This window comes from Nonomuraea sp. NPDC050536 (assembly GCF_044457685.1).
Lineage (GTDB): Bacteria > Actinomycetota > Actinomycetes > Streptosporangiales > Streptosporangiaceae > Nonomuraea.
Map to the genome: position 1 here is coordinate 95,999 of NZ_JBITHD010000002.1, position 18,615 is coordinate 114,613.

General features: G+C 70.5%; 21 protein-coding genes and 1 pseudogene. 13 read left to right on the forward strand and 9 right to left on the reverse strand.

The features are described 5' to 3' along the window. Positions 1–46: 46 nt before the first annotated feature. The 3 genes from ACIBHX_RS07440 to ACIBHX_RS07450 are packed head-to-tail and all read left to right on the forward strand — an operon-like array spanning position 47 to position 3,181. Entirely contained in the window at positions 47–865 is an 819-nt protein-coding gene (locus ACIBHX_RS07440) for a M24 family metallopeptidase (RefSeq protein WP_397065195.1), read from the forward strand. Then, positions 862–1,734 carry a metal-dependent hydrolase gene (locus tag ACIBHX_RS07445; protein ID WP_397065197.1) on the forward strand — a complete coding sequence of 291 codons (873 nt, stop codon included), beginning with the start codon at positions 862–864 and terminating at the stop codon, positions 1,732–1,734. Before ACIBHX_RS07440 ends, ACIBHX_RS07445 begins: the two co-directional genes overlap by 4 nt. Beyond that, entirely contained in the window at positions 1,727–3,181 is a 1,455-nt protein-coding gene (locus ACIBHX_RS07450; RefSeq protein ID WP_397065199.1) for a flavin-containing monooxygenase, read from the forward strand. The genes ACIBHX_RS07445 and ACIBHX_RS07450 overlap by 8 nt, the downstream gene beginning before the upstream one ends. Here the strand turns inward: ACIBHX_RS07450 and ggt are convergent. After that, positions 3,171–4,916 (reverse strand): gamma-glutamyltransferase, encoded by a 1,746-nt coding sequence (gene ggt / locus ACIBHX_RS07455; protein WP_397065201.1) that lies wholly within the window; start codon positions 4,914–4,916, stop codon positions 3,171–3,173. The genes ACIBHX_RS07450 and ggt overlap by 11 nt on opposite strands. A gap of 94 nt (positions 4,917–5,010) precedes the next feature. On the opposite strand from ggt, the gene ACIBHX_RS07460 reads away from it, so the two are divergent. Together ACIBHX_RS07460 and ACIBHX_RS07465 are read left to right on the forward strand one after the other, a co-directional pair. Beyond that, a complete protein-coding gene (locus ACIBHX_RS07460) occupies positions 5,011–6,171 on the forward strand; it encodes a sensor histidine kinase (protein WP_397065203.1) in 1,161 nt (386 codons plus the stop codon). Continuing rightward, positions 6,168–6,815 (forward strand): response regulator, encoded by a 648-nt coding sequence (locus tag ACIBHX_RS07465; protein WP_397065205.1) that lies wholly within the window; start codon positions 6,168–6,170, stop codon positions 6,813–6,815. The genes ACIBHX_RS07460 and ACIBHX_RS07465 overlap by 4 nt, the downstream gene beginning before the upstream one ends. A gap of 50 nt (positions 6,816–6,865) precedes the next feature. Here the strand turns inward: ACIBHX_RS07465 and ACIBHX_RS07470 are convergent, their stop codons facing one another. The 3 genes from ACIBHX_RS07470 to ACIBHX_RS07480 form a co-directional block, all read right to left on the reverse strand. After that, positions 6,866–7,333 carry an NUDIX hydrolase gene (locus tag ACIBHX_RS07470; protein ID WP_397065207.1) on the reverse strand — a complete coding sequence of 156 codons (468 nt, stop codon included), beginning with the start codon at positions 7,331–7,333 and terminating at the stop codon, positions 6,866–6,868. 126 nt (positions 7,334–7,459) lie between these two features. Continuing rightward, entirely contained in the window at positions 7,460–9,046 is a 1,587-nt protein-coding gene (locus tag ACIBHX_RS07475) for an ABC-F family ATP-binding cassette domain-containing protein (protein ID WP_397065209.1), read from the reverse strand. A 135-nt stretch (positions 9,047–9,181) separates the two neighbouring features. Next, a complete protein-coding gene (locus tag ACIBHX_RS07480; protein ID WP_397065210.1) occupies positions 9,182–10,534 on the reverse strand; it encodes an FAD-dependent monooxygenase in 1,353 nt (450 codons plus the stop codon). A 50-nt stretch (positions 10,535–10,584) separates the two neighbouring features. On the opposite strand from ACIBHX_RS07480, the gene ACIBHX_RS07485 reads away from it, so the two are divergent. The 4 genes from ACIBHX_RS07485 (at position 10,585) to ACIBHX_RS07500 (ending at position 12,544) form a co-directional block, all read left to right on the forward strand. Further along, the gene (locus ACIBHX_RS07485; RefSeq protein WP_397065212.1) at positions 10,585–10,788 is read left to right on the forward strand and encodes a hypothetical protein; all 204 of its coding nucleotides are present in this window, start codon (positions 10,585–10,587) and stop codon (positions 10,786–10,788) included. A gap of 8 nt (positions 10,789–10,796) precedes the next feature. Continuing rightward, positions 10,797–11,246, forward strand: a complete 450-nt coding sequence (locus tag ACIBHX_RS07490) for a Clp protease N-terminal domain-containing protein (RefSeq protein ID WP_397065214.1) — start codon at positions 10,797–10,799, stop codon at positions 11,244–11,246. 129 nt (positions 11,247–11,375) lie between these two features. Next, positions 11,376–11,636, forward strand: coding sequence for an SHOCT domain-containing protein (locus ACIBHX_RS07495; protein ID WP_397065216.1), 261 nt, complete (start codon positions 11,376–11,378; stop codon positions 11,634–11,636). A gap of 50 nt (positions 11,637–11,686) precedes the next feature. After that, the gene (locus ACIBHX_RS07500; protein WP_397065218.1) at positions 11,687–12,544 is read left to right on the forward strand and encodes a sulfite exporter TauE/SafE family protein; all 858 of its coding nucleotides are present in this window, start codon (positions 11,687–11,689) and stop codon (positions 12,542–12,544) included. On the opposite strand, the gene ACIBHX_RS07505 is transcribed toward ACIBHX_RS07500, so the two are convergent. Further along, positions 12,503–13,813 (reverse strand): M28 family peptidase, encoded by a 1,311-nt coding sequence (locus tag ACIBHX_RS07505; RefSeq protein ID WP_397065220.1) that lies wholly within the window; start codon positions 13,811–13,813, stop codon positions 12,503–12,505. The genes ACIBHX_RS07500 and ACIBHX_RS07505 overlap by 42 nt on opposite strands. 51 nt (positions 13,814–13,864) lie before the next feature. On the opposite strand from ACIBHX_RS07505, the gene ACIBHX_RS07510 reads away from it, so the two are divergent. Next, positions 13,865–14,686: an alpha/beta hydrolase gene (locus ACIBHX_RS07510; RefSeq protein ID WP_397065222.1), complete on the forward strand. Its 822-nt coding sequence runs from the start codon at positions 13,865–13,867 to the stop codon at positions 14,684–14,686. Here ACIBHX_RS07510 and ACIBHX_RS07515 read toward each other — a convergent pair. Further along, on the reverse strand, positions 14,679–14,855 hold the full coding sequence (locus ACIBHX_RS07515; RefSeq protein ID WP_397065223.1) for a hypothetical protein: 177 nt from the start codon (positions 14,853–14,855) through the stop codon (positions 14,679–14,681). The genes ACIBHX_RS07510 and ACIBHX_RS07515 overlap by 8 nt on opposite strands. After that, positions 14,852–15,061 (reverse strand): annotated as a pseudogene (locus ACIBHX_RS07520) (UTRA domain-containing protein); the annotation flags it as partial. The pseudogene ACIBHX_RS07520 and the gene ACIBHX_RS07515, both read right to left, overlap by 4 nt. A gap of 275 nt (positions 15,062–15,336) precedes the next feature. Between ACIBHX_RS07520 and ACIBHX_RS07525 the strand changes: the two are divergent. Then, a complete protein-coding gene (locus ACIBHX_RS07525; RefSeq protein WP_397065225.1) occupies positions 15,337–16,740 on the forward strand; it encodes a tetratricopeptide repeat protein in 1,404 nt (467 codons plus the stop codon). 188 nt (positions 16,741–16,928) lie between these two features. On the opposite strand, the gene ACIBHX_RS07530 is transcribed toward ACIBHX_RS07525, so the two are convergent. Continuing rightward, positions 16,929–17,300 carry a VOC family protein gene (locus ACIBHX_RS07530; RefSeq protein ID WP_397065226.1) on the reverse strand — a complete coding sequence of 124 codons (372 nt, stop codon included), beginning with the start codon at positions 17,298–17,300 and terminating at the stop codon, positions 16,929–16,931. Positions 17,301–17,360: 60 nt separating this feature from the next. Here ACIBHX_RS07530 and ACIBHX_RS07535 point away from each other — a divergent pair, with 60 nt between their 5' ends. Continuing rightward, entirely contained in the window at positions 17,361–17,678 is a 318-nt protein-coding gene (locus ACIBHX_RS07535) for a PadR family transcriptional regulator (RefSeq protein WP_397065228.1), read from the forward strand. Continuing rightward, complete coding sequence (locus ACIBHX_RS07540; RefSeq protein ID WP_397065230.1) at positions 17,675–18,121, forward strand: VOC family protein; 447 nt, start codon at positions 17,675–17,677, stop codon at positions 18,119–18,121. The genes ACIBHX_RS07535 and ACIBHX_RS07540 overlap by 4 nt, the downstream gene beginning before the upstream one ends. A 157-nt stretch (positions 18,122–18,278) precedes the next feature. Here the strand turns inward: ACIBHX_RS07540 and ACIBHX_RS07545 are convergent, their stop codons facing one another. Beyond that, positions 18,279–18,611, reverse strand: a complete 333-nt coding sequence (locus ACIBHX_RS07545) for a recombinase family protein (protein WP_397065232.1) — start codon at positions 18,609–18,611, stop codon at positions 18,279–18,281. Positions 18,612–18,615 lie beyond the last annotated feature (4 nt).

Consider the following 18,615-nt stretch of genomic DNA (forward strand, 5'->3'; position numbering starts at 1 on the left):
CGCTTCACTCTGGACCGGGTCGCGTTCGCTGACTACATTGGACTCTGTGTCCAATAGACCGGCGGACCTCGACAGGTTCCGCGATCTCCAGCGACTCGCCTACGAGGCGGCGGAGCACGTCGCCTCGCGGCTGGAGCCGGGGGTCACCGAACGGATGGCGACCAGGGCGCTGCGCAGATGGCTGGAGCGGCACGGGGTCGACGACTGGTTCCACGTGCCGTTCGCCTGGTTCGGTGAGCGGACCGCCTTCCGTGGTTTCCGGATTCCCACGCAGTTCCTGCCGACCAACCGGCGGCTCGCGGAGGGCATGCCGTACGTGCTGGACTGCGCGCCCGTGATGGACGGCTACGTCGCGGACATCGGCTACTCGGGGGTGCTCGGCTCGAATCCCGGGTGGTCTCGGCTGGACCACGACTTGTCCGGCTTTCGCGTGAAAATTCTGGATCTCGTACGGCAGCGCCGTACCTTCCGCGAGATCTACCGGGAGGTCGACGCCGAGATCGCGGCGCAGGGGAACAGGAACCGGCACCAGGTGTATCCGGGGCGGGTGATCGGGCACCAGGTGGCGCGGATCCGGCTGGGCGGGCCGCGGTTCGTGGTCTTCGAGTCGTTCGGCATCAGGACGCTGCGCACCGTCGGCCGGGAGCTGGTCAAGGAGCGCCTGGAGGGACGTTCGCCGCTGTGGGCCGGCGGCAGGGCCTCGGCGCACCCGCCGACTCCTGGGCTCTGGGCGGTCGAGCCGCATCTGGGCACGGACGGTGACAGGATCGGGGCCAAGTTCGAGGAGATCCTGGTCGTCACCGACGACGACGCGTACTGGCTGGACGACGACCTCCCCCACGTCCGTCGCTGGAGCCTGTCATGACCGTGGAGATCAAGCCGCGCCGTGTCCGCTTCTCCTGGGAGGAGACGCCGCTGCACTGGGTGCCCGGCGATCCGTACAGCACCCACGTCATCAACTCGCTGCACCTGCTGCTGCCGGCTGGCGAGCGGTGGTTCGTGCACGTCTTCAAGCAGGCCCTGCCGTACATCACGGACCCCGAGCTGAAGGCCCAGGTCAAGGGGTTCATGGGGCAGGAGGGCACGCACGCGGTGGCGCACCAGCGGGTGCTCGAGCACATGAAGGAGCAGGGGCTCGACCCGCAGCCGTACGTGGACAACGTGGAGTGGGCCTTCGAACGCCTGCTGGGCGACCACACGCTGCCGCCGATGGCCAGGGAGTACTGGCTGCGCGAGCGGGTGGCCATGATCGCGGCGATCGAGCACTACACGGCCGTGCTCGGGCAGTGGATTCTCGACGCCCGGCCACTGGACGCGGCCGGGGCCGACGCGGTCATGATGGACCTGCTGCGCTGGCACGGGGCGGAGGAGGTCGAACACCGCAGCGTGGCCTTCGACCTGTTCATGCACCTCGACGGCTCGTTCGGGCGGCGGGCCAGGACGATGGCGATGGCCGGGCCCGCGCTGATCTACCTGATCAGAAGGGGCGCCGGGTTCCTGATCGCCAACGATCCGCTCATCGACGGACGGGTACGGATGAAGTGGACGCACTACTTCTTCCGCGCCCACCAGGGCAGGGTGCCGACGCTGCGCAGCCTGCTGCTCGCCATGCCGACCTACGTCAAGCCCTCCTTCCACCCGAGCCAGGAGGGCGATCTCCAGCAGGCGCTGGACTACATCGCGATCTCTCCCGCACACGCGGAGTTCGAGTCCTACAGGAGGACCGGTGGCTGAGCCAGGGATAGTGATCATCGGTTCCGGCTTCGCCGGGATCGGCATGGCGATCAAGCTGAAGGAGTCCGGGTACCACGACTTCGTCATTCTGGAGAAGGCGGAGGACCTGGGCGGGACCTGGCGCGACAACACCTATCCCGGCTGCGCGTGCGACGTGCCGTCGCACATGTACTCCTACTCCTACGAGCTGAATCCCGGATGGTCGCGGATGTTCTCCCCTCAGGAGGAGATCTGGGAGTACATGCGCGCGTGCGTCGACAAGTACGGCATCGGGCCGCACTTCCGGTTCGGCAAGCAGGTCGTGGGGCTCGAGTACGACGACGAGGCCAGGCACTGGGAGGTCGCCACGGGCGACGGGCAGGTGCTGCGGCCCAACGCGGTGATCTCGGGCATCGGCGCCCTCCACATCCCGAAATTTCCAGAAATTGTGGGGCATGAGACCTTTGCCGGTCCGGCGTTCCACTCGGCCGAGTGGGACCACTCCGTGGACCTCACCGGCAAGCGCGTCGCCGTGATCGGCACCGGGGCCTCCGCCATCCAGTTCGTGCCGCAGATCGCGTCGCAGGTCTCCCACCTCACGCTCTTCCAGCGCACGCCGCCGTGGATCCATCCCAAGCCCGACTTCGCCATCCCCGGCCGGATGCGGCGAATCCTGCGCCTGCCGGGCGCGGCCAGGGCCATGCGCACCAGCATCTACTGGGTGCTGGAGACCAGGGCACTGGGCTTCACCATCGACCCCCGGCTGATGAAGGTGCACGAGCGGGTGGCGCTCAAGCACCTGGAGAGCCAGGTGCCCGACCCGGAGCTGCGCAGGCGGCTGACGCCCGACTACACCATCGGCTGCAAGCGCCTGCTCATCTCCAGCGACTACTATCCGACCCTGACCAGGGAGAACGTCACGCTGGTCACGGACGGGATCCGCGAGATCAGGCCGCACTCGATCGTCGACGAGGCCGGGGTCGAGCACGAGGTGGACGTGATCGTCTACGGCACGGGCTTCAAGGTCACCGACGCGCTGCAGGACCAGCGGATCGTCGGCCGCGGTGGGAAGAAGATCCAGGAGGCCTGGCAGGACGGCATCGAGACCTACTACGGCATCACCACCGCCGGCTTCCCGAACCTGTTCTTCCTGCTCGGCCCCAACACCGGCCTCGGGCACAACTCGGTCGTCTTCATGATCGAGTCCCAGGTCCGCTACGTCATGGACTGCCTGCGCCTGCTGTCGCGCACCGGCGCTCGTGCCATCGACGTGCGGCCGGATCGCCAGCGGGCCTTCAACCGCCGCCTGCAGGACAGGCTCGACCCGCTGGTGTGGAACGCCGGCGGCTGCACGTCCTGGTACCTGGACGAGCACGGCAGGAACCGGACGATCTGGCCGGGCTTCACCTTCGAGTACTGGGCACGCACCCGCAAGGTGAAGCCCGACGCCTACGAGCTCATCTACTAGGCAGGAGCACCATCGCGCTGCCGCCGCCGCGCCTGGTGGGCTCGGCGACCGCCTGGATCCTGCCGTGGCCGAGGAACTCCAGGCCGGTGGCGGCGCCGATCTCCGGGTTGAGCTTGAAGCTCTGCCCGTGCTGGGTCGTCAGCTCCGCGCCGTACTTGTCGATGAAGGCCTGCTCCGCCTCGGTCTGTACGGCGTTGCGCTGCGAAGCCCTGGGCGCGGCCAGCGCGTCCGGCAGGCTCATGCCGAACTCGTAGCGGTTGACCAGGATCTGCAGCACGGTCGTGATGATCGTGGCACCGCCCGGCGACCCGACGGCCAGCACCGGCCTGCCGTGCTCGAACACGATCGTGGGCGCCATCGACGAGCGCGGCCGCTTACCCGGCCCGGGCAGGTTCGGGTCGCCGACTGCGGGTCCGAACGTGAAGTCGGTCAGCTCGTTGTTGAGCAGCACGCCCCGCCCAGGCACCACAATGCCGTTGCCGCCGGTCGACTCGATGGTCAGGTTGTAGGCCACCACATTGCCCCAGCGGTCGGCCACGACCAGGTGCGTGGTCTCGGGCCCCTGGGGGTTGCCGTCGGCGTTGGGGGTGCCGGTCGGGGTGGCGCACGGCTCGTAGCTGCCGTCCGGGTTGCCGGGGGCGACCGGGCTGGTCAGCGCCTTGTCGCCGATCAAGCAGGCGCGTTCCTTGGCGAAGCCGTCGGACAGCAGTTCCTTCAGCGGCACGTTCGGGATGTCGCCGACGTACTTGTTCCTGTCGGCGAAGGCCAGCCGCGACGACTCCAGGTACTCGTGCAGACCGACTGTGTTGTTTTCTGGCGAGGGCAGCGCCTGCAGGATGTTGAGCGCCTCGCCCACGGTGGAGCCGCCGGAGGACGGCGGCGCCATGCCGTACACGTCCAGGCCCTTGAAGGAGACGTGCGTGGGTTCGCGGAGCAGCGCCCGGTAGGAGCGGAGATCGGACAGTTCCATCAGGCCGGGCCTGACGTTGCGGGTCGAACCCGGGGTGATCGGCGGCTGCTTGACCGTGGTCACGATCTCCTGGCCGAGCTGCCCGCCGTACAGCCAGCCGGGTCCGCGCCGGCCCAGCTCGCGGTAGGTGGCGGCGAGTTCGGGGTTGCGGAAGGTGGAGCCGACGGCGGGCGGCTGGCCGTTCGGCAGGTAGAGCTTGGCGGTCGAGGTGAAGTCCTTGAAGCGGTCGGCGTTGGCCGCGATCTGGTCGTGGAAGGTCTGGTCGACCGTGAAGCCGCCCGAGGCCACCTCGATCGCCGGCTGCAGCGCCTGGCGCAGCGTCAGCGTGCCGAAGCGCCGCAGCGCCACGTCCCAGGTCGCGGTCGTGCCGGGGATGCCCGCCGACAGGCCGCTGGTCACGCCCTCGGCGAACGGGATGCCCTCGAACGTGCTCGCCGTCATGGCCTGCGGCGCGGTCTCGCGGCCGTCGACGGTGAACACCTTCCGCTGGCGGGCGTCGTAGTAGAGCATGAAGCCGCCGCCGGTCAGCCCGGCCGAGAACGGCTCGGTGACGCCCAGCGCCGCGCCGGCCGCGACCGCGGCGTCCACGGCGTTTCCGCCCCTTCTGAGTACGGCTATCGCCGCCTTGCTGGCGTCGAGGTCCACGGTGGCGACGGCGCCGCCGTACCCCTCGGCGACGGGGACCTTCTGCTGTGAGTCGGCCACCGCGGGCGTGGCCGTCAAGGAGACGAGGATTGCTGCTGCGGGAACGAGCACTCGGCGCATGCCTTCCACGATCTCCCAGGTACGCCCGTCGCGGTAGGGCCCCCTGCGACGCGCGGGGGATGCGCAGGTCAGGGCGTTCATCTAGCGTGTTGGCGTGCGCACGAAGTCCGTATACAGCCCCTATCTCGCCCTGATCGTGGCGGTCGCGCAGGTCGTGATGTCCGAGGGCGCCTACTGGGGCCAGCGGAGCTTCCGGTCGCCGCTGGATCCGTGGGCGTACGGCCTGCTGCTCGTCGGGCCGCTGATGGTCCTGGTACGGCGGCGCTTTCCCGTCACGTCGCTGGTCGTCACGCTGGCGGCCACGTTCGCCTTCGTGTGGGGCGGCTACCCCTACGGGCCGATCTTCTTCAGCCCCGCCATTCTGATCTTCACTCTGATCACCGAGAAGCGCCGGCTGCTCGGGTGGATCACGGCCGGGGTCATGCTGGCCTTCTTCCTGATCTACGCGTATCTGAGCGGCCAGCGGGACTTCTTCCACGACGTGTGGATCACCACGTTCATGCTGCTGTTCATGGTGATCGCGGAGCTGATCCGCATCGCCATGGAACGGCGCAGTGAGCGGCAGCGCATGCAGGAGGAGGAGTCTCGGCGCCAGGCCAGCGAGGAGCGGCTCACCATGGCGCAGGAGCTGCACGACGTGCTCGCGCACAACATCTCGCTGATCCACGTGCAGGCCTCGACCGCGCTGCACCTGATCGATGACCACCCCGAGCAGGCGCGCACCGCGCTGGCCACGATCAAGACGGCCTCCAAGGAGGTGCTCGGCGAGATGCGCTCCGTCCTGAACGTGCTGCGCGAAGGCGCGCCGCGCTCCCCCACCGCCGGGCTCGACCGCCTCGACGACCTGGCGGAACGCTCCGGCCTGGACGTCACGATCAAACGGGTCGGCTCCCGGGCACTGCCGCCCACGGTCGAGCGGGCCGCCTACCGCATCGTGCAGGAATCGCTCACCAACGCCGCCAGGCACGCGCCCGGCTCGCGTGTCACGGTCAGGCTCGAGTACGGCGAGCGGGAGCTGGCCGTACTCGTCACGGACACGGGTGCGACGCGGCCCGCCGTACTGTCCGAGGAGGGCAGCGGCAACGGCATCCCCGGCATGCGCGAGCGCGCCTCGGCCCTCGGCGGCACGCTCGAGGCCGGGCCCGCCGACGGGGGCTTCCGGGTGGAGGCCCGGCTACCCTTGCCTTCGGCATCGGCCCCTGAATCGGCCCCTGAATCGGCTCCCGCATCGGCTCCTGCGGAGGAGAACTCATGATCAAGGTCCTGCTCGCGGACGACCAGGCGCTGGTGCGGGCCGGGTTCAAGGCCCTGCTCGACGCCCAGGCGGACATGACGGTGGTCGCCGAGGCCGGTGACGGCGCGGAAGCCATACAGCTGGCGGGCCTGCACAAGCCGGACGTGGTGCTCATGGACATCCGCATGCCCGGCACGGACGGCCTCACGGCCACCCGCCAGATGCCCCCAGGACCCAAGATCATCATCCTGACGACGTTCGAGCTGGACGAGTACGTCTTCGAGGCGCTGCGCGGGGGCGCCAGCGGCTTCCTCGTCAAGGACACGGAGCCGGCGGAGCTCATCCAGGCGGTGCGCGTGGTGGCCAACGGCGAGGCCCTCCTGTCGCCCAGCGTGACGCGCCGCCTCATCGGCGAGTACGCCTCCCGGGCCAAGGAACCCATCGCCGCGGACGGCCTCGAGCAGCTCACCGACAGGGAACGCGAGGTCCTCTCGCTGGTCGGGACGGGCATGACCAACGACGAGATAGCCGCAAAGCTCTTCATGTCCCCCGCCACGGCCAAGACTCACGTGAGCCGCGCCATGATGAAACTCCACGCCCGCGACCGCGCCCAACTGGTCGTCATCGCCTACGAAAGCGGCCTCGTCAAACCCGGCTGGCTCTAAGCAAGGTCCTCGCGCTTTCGCGCCCACAGCGCGCAAAGGACCTCGCCGCTTCACCAATCGAGGGTGACGGGCCGCTCATGCCGTACTCCTTGGAGCAGGTCTTTCAGCAGTCCAGCCAGCCCTGGTGGAAAGACCCGCTCATTGGTCGCGCCGAGCTCGGCCACGGTCCACCATCGGTGCCCGTACCCGTCATCCCCGGTTCCAGAGACATCTACCTTTGGGACTCGGGCGAAGAAGTACGTGTGCACGGTGTAATAGTGGCTGCCCTGGATGGACCACTCTCCCGCGTTGACGGCCACCGGCTCGCCTAGATCTTGGGGCACGAGGATGAGGCCGGTCTCTTCGCGAACCTCCCGGGACGCCGCTTCCACTACTGATTCGCCTGGTTCGATCCCGCCGCCGGGGAGGTGCCAGGCGGGCTCGCTGGGCCAGGGGTCGGGCGGGACGAAGCGGAACATCAGCACGCGGTCGGCGGGGTCGGCCAGCATCACACGGGCCGTGGGGCGGTTCGTGATCATTTGTCCGACGCTACCGGTGCCGCGAGCATGGAAATCCGCGCGAAAGTGCATACGACGGCCTTGGAAGCATGTCAGCCGCGCTGTCGCTGCCCGGGCGGGCAGCGACAGCAACCGCCCCGGCCGGGGCTAGGACAGGGTGATCAGGTCGGCGTAGTCGCGGCCCCAGAGGTCCTCGGTCGCGTCGGGTAGCACGAGGACGCGGTCGGGGCGGAGTGCCTCGACCGCCTCCGGGTCGTGGGTGACCATCACCACGGCTCCTTGGTACTGGTCGACGGCCCGCAGTACCTCCTGCCTGGAGGCCGGGTCGAGGTTGTTGGTGGGCTCGTCCAGTAGCAGCACGTTGGCGCCCGAGCTGACCAGCCCGGCCAGCGCGAGCCGGGTCTTCTCGCCGCCCGACAGCACCCCGGCGGGCTTGTCCGTGTCGTCCCCGCGGAAGAGGAACGAGCCGAGAATCCGACGGGCCTCCGCCTCTGCCAGTTGAGGCGCGGAGGAGGCCAGGTTCTCCCGCACTGTCCGCCCGGGATCGAGCGTGTCGTGCTCCTGCGCGAAGTAGCCCAGCCGCAGCCCCGGCCCGTGCACGACCCGGCCCGAGTCCGGGTTCTCGTGCCCGGCGAGCAGCTTGAGCAGGGTGGTCTTGCCCGCGCCGTTGAGCCCGAGCACGACCAGCCGGCTGCCGCGGTCGACGGCCAGGTCGACCCCCGCCAGCACCTCGACAGGGCCGTAGCTCTTGGTCAGGCTGATCGCGCCCAGCGGCATCCGCCCGCTCGGCGCCGGCTCGGGCAGCCTGATGCGCGCCACTTTCTCGGTACGGTGGGCCGGCCGTACCCCTGCCAGCATGCGGTCGGCGCGGCGTGCCATGTCCCTGGCGCGTACGGCGGTCGAGTTCCTGGCACGCATCCGGTCGGCCTGGGCGTGCAGCGCGGCGGCCTTGCGTTCGGCGGCGGCGCGCTGCCTGATCCGGCCGCGCTCGACCGCCTCGCGGTCGGACAGGTAGGTGGCCCACCCGGTGTTGTGCATCTCGATCGCGGCATGGTCGGGATCCACCCGCCACACGCGGTTGACCACGTCGGCGATCAGCTGCGTGTCGTGGCTGATCAGGACGAGCCCGCCGGAGTACCCGGTCAGGAAGCCGCGCAGCCAGGCCACCGAGTCGGCGTCGAGGTGGTTGGTCGGCTCGTCGAGCAGCAGCGTGCCCCGCTCGGCGAACAGCACCCTGGCCAGCTCGACCCGGCGCCGCTGCCCGCCGGACAGCTCGCCGAGCGGCCGGTCGAGCACGCGATCGGGCAGCCCGAGCCCGGCGGCCAGCCTGGCGGCCTCCGCCTCGGCGGGATAGCCGCCGCGAGCCTGGAACTCGGCCTCGGCCCGCACGTACGCGGCCATGGCCGTGTCCTTCGCCGTACCCAGGGAGAGTTCCGCGTCGCGCAGCGCGCGGACGGCGGCGTCGAGGCCGCGCGCCGACATGACACGGTCGATGACGGTGACCGACGGGTCGGCGGCGGCCGGGTCCTGCGGGAGGTAGTTGACCGGGCTGTCGGAGGTGATGGCTCCACCGGCGGGGGCGAGCTGCCCCGCGAGAACGCGCAGCAGCGTGGTCTTGCCCGCGCCGTTGCGCCCGACCAGGCCGATGCGGTCACCAGGGGCGATGTGAGCGGTGATGCCGGAAAGAAGAAGACGGGCGCCGACGCGCACGTCGACGTCACGGAAGGTAAGCACGGGGATACGCTCCGGAATTGCTAGAAGTTACACCTATCGCGCGGAAGCGAGGTGTCTCTCTAAGACATCCGGGGCGTAGACATGCTCACATGGTAACCATGCAGCCGGCCTTTGACGATGTGGTTTCCGGTTGGGCTACCAGCGGCCGGCCCTTCGAGTGATCGAGGCCAGGGCTTCCTCGAGCCCGTCGATCCCGGCCCAGGCCACGTAGCCGTCGGGTCGGATCAGCAGCGCCTCCGCCGGCGGGTCCGGCATCTCCGCACGGACCACGTCGATTCCGGACAGCCCCGCCACGCGGCCGGCGAAGTCCACCACGAAGGGCTTGGCTGCCCGCAGGAGCTCGGCACCCACGCCCAGCTCGGGGACGAGCCGACCGACCAGCGGATGCGCGGCGGAGCCGTACCTGACCTCGGATCCCTGCAGCACCTCGGCGAGGTGGCGCCGTGGCCCGTCGTAGGCGAACAGCTCGCTCAGCAGCCCGCGCAGCGCCTCGCCCTCCTCGCCGTCGTGTCGGCCGAGCGCCGCCTGGGCCCGGGTCTGACGCAGCGCGGCGGCCCCGACGGGGTGGCGTTCGGTGTGGTAGGTGTCGAGCAATCCGTCGGGGGCGGTGCCGTGGACGGCCGCGGCCAGCTTCCAGCCCAGGTTGACGGCGTCCATCAGGCCCGCGTTGAGCGCGGACCCTCCGGCGGGGAACAGGTGGGCCGCGTCGCCGGCCAGAAAGACGTCGCCCCTGCGGTACTCGGTGGCCTGCCTGGCCTGGGCGACCGTGCGCGAGACCCAGATGGGCTCGCCCAGCTCGACGTCGGTGTCGAGCACCCGGCGCAGCGACTCCCGCAGTTCCTCGACGGTCATCGGGCCCGCCGGCTGCGCGCCCTTCTCGCGCACACCGACGATGAAGACGCCCGGCTGCAGCGAGGTGACGATGGCCTGGCCGCGGGGCGTGTGCCGCCAGTCGCCCGCGTCGCCGAAGATGCCCTTGGCGCGCACGGACCTGAAGTGGCCGAGCCGTACCACCTCCTCGTCGGTCGTACCGGGGAAGTCGAAGCCGGCCAGCTCGCGCACGGTGCTGCTCGCGCCGTCGCACCCGACCACGTAGCGGGCGCGCAGGTCGTCGAGCGAGGCCACCTCCGCGCCCCACTCGACCTGGACGCCCAGCTCGGCGGCGCGTTCCTCGAGGATCCGCTCGATCTGCGGCTGCTGTACGGCCAGCAGGTCGAGGCCCACGTCCAGCCCGGCGAAGCTCACGGGCACGCCGCCGAACGGGAACCCGGGCGGCCTGCCCGCGAAGGAGGCGGCCTCCTCGAAGCGCTCGAGCAGACCGCGCAGGGCCAGCACGCGCACGATCTGCCCGCCGAAGCCGTTGGCCTTGGGCAGCGTGCTCCGTTCCGGGCGCTTGTCAAGGAGCATCGGCCTGACGCCTGCCAGGCCGAGCTCGCAGGCCAGCATGAGCCCCACGGGGCCCGCTCCCACAATGATGATCTCGTCCACCCTGTCAGGCTAGATTGACAATTCTTCCTCTGTCAAGCTAGCCTGACAGGGTGGACGTGGGAGAACTTTCCGAGCGCATCAAGTCCAACGACCCGGCCGTGGGCCTGCGCGCCGTGGGCGCGCTGCACCGGCTGGCCGAGCAGGTCGAGGCCATCTCGGTCGCGCAGGCCAGGGAGCAGGGCTGGACGTGGGAGCAGATCGGTGACGCGCTGGGCATGTCCCGGCAGTCGGTGCACGCCAAATACGGGAAATGAGGTCGACGGTGACACCCTTCTCCACGGCCGTGAAGGCCGCACTCGACGAGGCCCGGCAGCGCGGCGACCGCCGGATGGGCACCGAGCACCTGCTGCTCGGCCTGCTGCGGGACCCCGACTCCGAGGTCGCACGCGCGCTGGGCGTCTCCCTCGACACCGCGCGCGCCGGGCTCGACGCCCTGGACCGGGCGGCGCTGAGCGCGATCGGCATCGACGTGGGTGAGGTGCCCGATCGCCGGCCGCGCAGACATCCCCGGATACCGGGCACCAACTTCACCTCTACCGCCCGGGCCGTCGTCAACCAGGCGCTCAAGGAGACGACGATGCGCACCCGCGGCGCGCAGGCCCCCAAGCACGTCCTGCTGGTGCTGCTCGACCAGCAGCCGCCCGATCCGGTGGCCGCGCTGATCGACGAGCTCGGCGTGGACCGGGCCGAGGTCCGCGCCCGGCTGGCCTGAGTACCTCCCCGGGTGTAGCGCGAGCGCCCGCGCGCACTCCCCCGGTCGGATGGCAGGAAGGGCCCGCTGTCCGATTCGGCGGCCATGCCTCCGGAGCGATGCTGAGGAGCGTCGAAGGAGGACAGAGACATGAACGCACTCGCGATGGCGCATTGGGGCTGGGGCGGCGGCTTTTGGCCGATCATCCCGCTCTTCTGGGGCCTGTTCTGGGTCGCCGTGGTCGGCTTCGCCCTCTGGGCATGGCGGCGCGGCGCTTGGGGGCCGCCGCGCCGTACTCCGGCAGGGGCCACGGCGTCGGCGGAGCAGATCCTCGCCGAGCGGTACGCGCGCGGCGAGATGAGCGACGACGAGTACTTCCAGCGGATCTCGGTACTCAAGGGGGGTTCGTAGTAAACAAACTGTGACTGGCCGCATCCGTCAGGCGACGTTACGTTGCGATTATGCAGGCGATCATCGCCCTGCTCGCCAGCGGGCTCGCCGCCGGTCTGGTGGCAGGCACCGTATCGTGCACCGCTGTCCAGGGCGGGCTGCTGGCGGGTGTGGACGGCAAGGTCGGTTGGTTCCTGGCCGGCAGGCTCTGCTCCTACACGCTGGCGGGGGCGCTGCTCGGCTGGCTCGGCTCGGTCGTACGGCTGCCGCCGGCGGTCAGGGCGGTGTTCCTGGTCGTGGCCGGGATCGTGGTGATCGCCTTCGCGGTCAGGCTCATCAGGCGCGACCACGTGGACTGCCCGGCGCCCACCAGGCCGGGGGTCCCCGTACTCGTAGGGGCGGCCACGATCCTGGTGCCGTGCGGGGTCACGGTCGGCATGGAGATCGTGGCGGTGTCCAGCGGGTCGCCGGTGGGCGGGGCGGCGGTGATGGCCGGGTTCGTGCTCGGCTCGGCCCCGGCGTTCGCGCTGCTCGGCTTCCTGCTGCGGCGCGTGTCGCGGACCAGGCTGGCTCGGGTGGCGGGGGTGGTCGCGCTGTTGGCGGGGGTGTGGACGATCGGTTCGGGGCTGAGCCTGGGCGGCTGGCTGCCTGGGCCCGCGGCTCCGGCGGCGGCTACGGCGGCGGGGAGCTCGGCCACGATCTGGGCGACGCGGGTGGGGTATCGGCCCGGGTTCGTCACGTTACGTGCGGGGGTGCCGGTGACGCTCGACTTCCGGCTGGTCGACCGGGGATGCACCGGCACGGTCACGCTTGATGGGCACGACTACGCGTTGCCGTCGATCGTGCGGCTTCCTCCGCAGCGGCCAGGCACGTTGCGGTACGTCTGCTCAATGGGGATGTATGCGGGCTTCATCCGCTTCGCGCAGTGACGCCGGATCCCAGCCCGCCGTGCCCCGCACGATGCGGAAGGCGGCCCCGGCCAGCGGTTCCAGCCCCGCCACGTCCACCTTGTCGACGGTGTCGGCGGAGTCGAACAGGTACATGGGGGCCGACAGGAAGTGCACCAGCGGCACGCCCTCCGGATGGAAGAACGCCCCGTCCGTCGGCGGCATCGGCGAGAACGCGTCCGGTGGCAGCACGAGCGACCTGCGCAGGCCCTCGGCCGCGATCGTCTCGACCACCAGCCGCTCCAGCCGCGGCGCCCGCGTGGTGAACCACCACCGCACCTCGGGATCCGCGGTGGGCACCAGCCGGCCGTCCACGCCCTCGCAGCGCAGCGCCGCGTGCTCCAGGTGAACCTGCAGCACGACGTCGGCCAGCAGGTCACGGTGCGCCTCGATGAACGCCCTGGTGCCCGCGGCGTGCGCCATGTGCCCGGAGGTGAACAGGAAGAGCAGGTTGTGCGGCCTTTCCGACTGCGGCACCCTGGCCCACCGGCGCGCGGACTCCAGCACGAGCGCGATGCCGGTGGCGTCCTCCACGGCCGACGCCCACGGCCCGTCGTGGTGAGATCCCACGATCACCCAGTACGGCGAGCTCCCCGGGAGCGTGGCGACCACGTTGTGCGTGGTCACGGTGTCACTGACGGACTCGGCGACGATCGTGCCCATCGCCGGCAGCCGGTCGAGCAGCGCCCTGCCGTCCCCGCCCGAGAGCCAGAGCCCGGGGATGGGCCTCTCGACGGCGTCGTAGGGGACGTAGTAGTCGCGCGTCTCCCACGGCAGGCCCGTCAGCGCCCCGACGTAGCCGGCGGCGCCCCTGGCCATCGCGGGCTCGACGACCTCCATCATCCGCGGACCGAACGGGATCGTCTGCACCAACGTGTCGAAGACGCCCTCGGGGTCGTAGTACGCGGTGGCGAGCGCCCTGACCAGCGACTGCGGCAGCTCGGTGAAGGCGACCTCCTCCACCGCGATGTCGCCGGGCTCCGCCTCCTCCAGCCGCGCGAACCTGGCCCGCAGCCCGGAGGTGGGCGCCGTGAACGGCAGCGGGAAGCCGGGCAGTTCCTCGCCGGTGTCGAGCCGGAGCACGCCGGCACCGGGCCGCCACCGGGTCAGCTCCACCGGCTCGAGCGCCACGTCCAGGCCGAACCCGGCGAGCCGCTCCGCCAGCCAGCGCTCGGTCCACTCGTCGGCCGGATAGCCGGGCCTGCGGATGCCGCGCGCCGTGATCGTCTCTATCCATTCAAGTATTGACATCGGTTACGAGTGAAGCAAATGATCGGTCATCCGTACAAGACAGGGGGCCGAATGAAGCTCATCTCCGCCGTCATACTCCTCCTCGGATTACTCACCAGACCGGCGACCGCCACGATCGAGGCGCACTACGCGGCCGCGGGCTCATGGGCGGTCACCACCGCCGACGTGGGCACCGACTACAAGCTCTTCTACCCTGCCAACCTGGGCGCGGGCGGCTTCAAGCACCCGATCATCACCTGGGGCAACGGCACAGGCTCAACCCCGGCCAAGTACCCGGGCGTGCTGAACCAGCTCGCCTCGTGGGGCTTCGCCGTGGTGGCCAGCACCGACACCACCACGGGCACCGGCACGGAGATGATCGCCGCGGCCCGCTACCTCGTCGACCGCAACAGCGACCCGAGCAGCGTCTTCTACGGCAAGCTCGACGTGACCAAGGTGGGCGCGGTCGGCCACTCGCAGGGCGCGGGCGGCGCGGTGAACACCGCCACCAAGTCAGGCGGCCTGATCAAGTCCGTGGTGCCGATCGCCCTGCCCGCCCCGATCTGGGTGGCGTCGGGGGACAAGTTCAACGTGGGCCAGCTCACCTGTCCCGTGCTGTTCCTCAGCGGCTCCAACGACATCATCATCTCGCCGAACTCGGCCGTGACCGCCTACTACAACGCGGTGCCGGGCGCGGCGGCCAAGGCGCTGCTCAAGGGCGCCGACCACAGCACCATCACGGGCACGGGCGGCGGCTTCGTCGGCTACCTGACCGCCTGGCTGATGTACACGCTGCAGGGCGACACCTACGCCAGAGGCGCGTTCGCGGGCACCACACCGGAGATCAACACGAACACGAGCTGGGAGAAGGCGGCAGAGAAGAACCTCACGTGACCGTCAGCACCCGGCTCTCGAACCACCCTCCGCCCCCGGCGTGGAGCCCGCCCGAGTCGTCCGGCTCCACGCCGAGCAGGCGCAGGTAGGCCAGCAGCGGCTGGGCCTGACTGTGCAGGCGGAAGGCGGGCAGGCCGTGGCGCGTGGTCCACTCGCCGAACGCGCTCACTGCTCGACCCCCAGCGCGTTCTTGGCGTCGTTCAGCTCGACGGAGAAGACCGCCAGGTCGCCGCGGGCGTGCCGGATCGTGTACTCCATCGGCAGACCGGCGGCCGTGACCGTGGTGCGCGAGGTGGCCAGCAGCGCCGCGGCCATCGGCACGTGCAGCAGGCCCGCCAGGCGGTAGTCGGCGTTGACCGCGCCCACGGTCTCCCTGCCCGAAGCCGCAGGCCGTACAGCGAGCCCGTGAGATCCTCTCGCAGGATGCCGGGGACCAGCGCGGCGGCTCGCGCAGCTGGTAGTAGCGCGGCACCACGGCGCCGGCGTCCAGAGTCAGGCGGCGTTCCCAATCCATGACGGAAATTGTACGGACGACCGGACCTCTTTGTGCGCTCCAGGTGAGGAAGTCTTCGATTACGCTCCGCTGCCACATGGTCACGTGCAACGCTGTGCGCGAGTAAGGAGGGCACATGCGGCAAGGGAGTTCCGATGTGACGGTGCCCGTGAGGGTTCCCTCCCCGCGGCGCTCCGTGTCCGAGGCCGACGCCGAGCTCTTCGCCGCCGCGCAGGACGGTGATCCGCAGGCGGCGCACCGGCTCGGCAAGCTCTACGCCCAACGCGGCGACCGCTCGGCCGCCCGCCACTGGTGGGAGCGTGCGGCGGCGGGCGGCAACATCGACAGCACCTACAACCTGGGCGTCTGGCACGAGAAGCACGGCAGCCTGGACGAGGCCGTCAGCTGGTACGAGCTGGCCGCCGGCACCGGCGACGCCGAGGCCGCGCTCAACCTGGCCACTCTCCTCCTGGAGCAGCGCGGAGACCTGGCCGGCGCCAGGAGCTGGTTCGAGTCCGCCGCCAGGGCGGGCTCCGGCACTGCGGCCCGCAGGCTGGCGCTGCTGTGTGAGGACGCGGGCGAGATCGCCTCCGCGCGGGACTGGCACCGCGAGGCGGCCGGTGACGGTGACCTGGCCTCGGCCCACGACCTGGGCTTCCTGGCCTACTCGGCGGGCGAGGACGAGGAGACCGTGCGCTGGTGGGAGTACGCCTCGCGCGGCGGCCATGCCGAGTCCGCCTACTGCCTGGGTCTCTTCCTGCAGGCCGGCCGCGATCCCGAAGGGGCCGAGGCGTACTACCGGCTCGCCGCCAAGAGCGAGCACGCCGGTGCCGCCTCGCAACTCGGCGGCATCGCGCTGTCACGCAGGGACCTGCGCACGGCGCTGGGCTGGTACGAGCGGGCCGCCAACGCCGGGCGGCTGGACGACCAGCGGATGGCCGGTTTCGTCTGCGTGGAGCTGAACGACTCTCAGGGTGCCAGCCACTGGTTCGGCCGCGCTGCGGCCAGCGGTGACGCCGAGTCCGCCTACAACTTCGGGCTGCTGCTGATCGCCGAGTTCGGCGACCTGGCGGGCGGGCAGCACTGGTTCCGCCAGGCCGCCCTGGCCGGGCACCACCGGGCGACGCTCGAGCTCGGCGGGCTGCTGTCAGCGGCCGGGCAGCAGCAGGAGGCCGAGCGCTGGCTGGCCGACCCGCCGCCGCCCACCTGGGACCGGCTCGCCGAGCCCGAGCTCACGGCCCGGGCCGAACTGGCCTCCGCGGCCACCGGGCGGCGGGACGGGGTACCGCTCCCGGTGCCGGACCTGACGGAGATCCTCGGCACCTGGGACCTCATGACGCGCCCGCTGCGCGACCACGCGGACGTGGCGGTGTGGCTCGTCGAGCGCAGCGGCCTGCACCAGAGCGCCGTCGACCACCTCGCCTCGGTCCGCACCACCCTCCTGCGACCCGGCACGTCCCCCTGGCCGAGCGCCACGGAGGTCGAAAGCGTCCTGACCACGGCCCGAGCCCTCCGCCACCGCCTCAACCTCCCCCAACGCCACCCGCCTCTGCCTTGTTAAGTGCTCTTGTCTCGTTGAGTGCTCTTGTCTCGTTGAGTGCTCTTGTACGGCAAGCCGCGGTAGCCGCCGCCCACCGCTCTTCGGCTGAGGGCCCGCGACCGGCGCTACTGGCGAGTCGTAAAGATGGCCGGCCATACAGCAGCCCGAGATGGCCTGCTGTACAAGAGGCACTGAAAGCCGAAGAACGATCATCGCTGGCTGAGGTGGAAGGCGTGGCCCTCGTTGTCGGTGAAGACGGCGGACCAGCCCCAGTCCTCCTTGACCGGCGCCTGGGTGAAGTGGACGCCGCGCGCGGAGAGCTCCTCGTGCGCCTTGACGATGTCGTCGGCGTCGAACAGGACGTAGTTGGGCTGCTCGGAGCTGAGCGCGGGCCAGTCGGGGCCGGCCTTGAACAGCACGAGCCGGGCGCCGTCGCCGGGTGGTGTGACCTCGATCCAGCGTGCGCCCGGGCCGTAGGGCATGTCCGTCGTGACGTTGAAGCCGACCTTGTTCGTCCAGAAGTCCACCGCCGCGTCCTGGTCCTCGACGTACAGCGTGACCTGGCTGACCTTGATCTCCACGTGTACCCTCCTTCGTTATATCCGACTTGGATATAACCACTGCGGTGCTATCGTGTCAACGTGCTGACCGCGGCGGGTTTCCAGGTGCTCCTGGCGTTGGCCAGCGGACCCGCCCATGGGTACGCCGTCATGCGTTTCGTCGAGGACATCGGCGACGGATCGGTCAAACTGGGTCCGGGGACGCTCTACCGGACCATCAGCAGGCTGCTGGCCGACGGCCTGGTGGAGGAGACGGAGGAGGGCGACCCCGCCGCGCCGCACGACGCGCGGCGTCGCTACTACCGGCTCACGCCCGAGGGCGTGGCGGCCGCCAGATCCGAGGCCGCGCTGATGGCGCGGATGGTCGCGGCGGCGCGAGAGGCAGGCCTGATCCCTTGACATCGCTACGGCCCACGGGGCTCAGCCCGCACCTGTTCGTCCTGGACACCGAGGCGGCGATCGAGTTCTACCGGAACGCGTTCGGCGCGGTGGAGGTGTTCCGCAACACCCTGCCCAACGGCGTGATCCTCTTCGTCGAGCTCCAGCTGGGCGCCGGCCGCCTCCTGGTCAGCGAGGAGACGCCCGCCCTCAACGCCCTCGCCCCGCCCACGCTCGGCGGCAGCCCCGTCATGATCCTCCTCGAGGTGGACGACCCCGACGGCGTCGCCGCCCGCGCCCTCGCCGCCGGCGCGGAGGTCGAGATGCCGGTGCAGGAAATGTTCTGGGGCGAGAGGTACGGCGTGCTACGCGACCCCTTCGGCCACCGCTGGTCCATCACCACAGCCCGCGAACAACTAACCCCCGACGACATAACCCACCAAACCCCCCACAACCTCCCCTAACCCACCCCCAAACCGCGGCCAGGAACACCACGAGGGGATCCAAACGCCCCACCCCGCCCCCGGTCGGCGGGAGGCGGACGCCCCAGCGCGAGGGGATACGTCCGCCCACACCGCGCGCCGGGTCGGCGGGACGCGGTACGCCGAACCCGGCGCGCATCTACGGCGAACAAGGCGGAAGCACCACGAACGGGCGGGAGCGCCAACACAGGGGGCTGGTAACCGGGGTCAGAGTGTGGCGGAACGAGAACGTACGCCAAGGCTGTATCACGTGTAGGCCGACCTTCCGTGCTCGTAGGTCCGCGCCGAGCGTCACCAGGTGCAGGACCGAGCGCGACAGGCAGTCCAGGCGGGCGGCCTTCAGCTTGTCGCCCTCCCGCGGGAGCTGCAGGACGAGGTCGAGTTTCGGGCGGGGGGCCGAAAGTCGGCCGTGTGCCGTCCGATCGGGCCCTCCCAGGTCAACGAGCTGACATCGGGCCGTCTTCGCCGGCAACGGA